A 682-nucleotide genomic window follows, 5' to 3' on the forward strand; every position below is an offset into this window, starting at 1 on the left:
CCGCTGCGACGATGGCTCGCCGGCCGACTGCCTTCCGCTCCATGCTGGCCTCCCTAGATATCGGCGAAGACGTGGCTTTCCTTCTTCGCTCCCGGGTGGGTCACGGCGCCGCCGACGGCAGGGCCGACGAGCTCGGCGTACTTCCACAGCGCCCCGGAGGTGTAGCCGTTCTTCTTGGGCTTCCAGGATTTGGCACGCTTCTTCAGCTCCTTCTCGGAGAGAGCGACCGAGAGCCTGCCCTTCACGGCGTCGATGGTGATCATGTCTCCGTTCTTCAGCAGGCCGATCGGGCCACCGATCTGCGCTTCCGGCCCGACATGGCCGACGCAGAAGCCGCGCGTGGCGCCGGAAAAGCGGCCGTCGGTGATCAGGGCGACCTTCTCGCCGACGCCGAGGCCATAGAGCGCCGCGGTGGTCGACAGCATTTCGCGCATGCCCGGGCCACCCTTGGGGCCTTCGTAGCGGATGACGATCACCTCGCCTTCCTTGAACTTGCCCTTCACCACGGCGTCGAAGGCGGTTTCCTCGCTGTCGAAGCAGCGTGCCGGGCCGGTGAAGACCAGGCGATGCATGCCGGCGACCTTCACGATGGCGCCGTCGGGCGCCAGATTGCCCTTGAGGCCCACCACGCCCCCGGTCGGCGTGATGCAATCCTTCACGCGATAGACCACGTCCTGGTTCG

General features: G+C 66.7%; 1 protein-coding gene. It reads right to left on the reverse strand.

Going from position 1 to position 682, the window contains the following annotated elements; genetic code table 11:
• Window positions 1-53: 53 nt before the first annotated feature.
• The coding region (locus tag DNK49_RS23170) for an IlvD/Edd family dehydratase (protein WP_207807107.1) at window positions 54-682 on the reverse strand (629 nt) is incomplete at its 5' end.

The organism is Parazoarcus communis SWub3 = DSM 12120 (assembly GCF_003226565.1).
GTDB lineage: Bacteria > Pseudomonadota > Gammaproteobacteria > Burkholderiales > Rhodocyclaceae > Parazoarcus > Parazoarcus communis.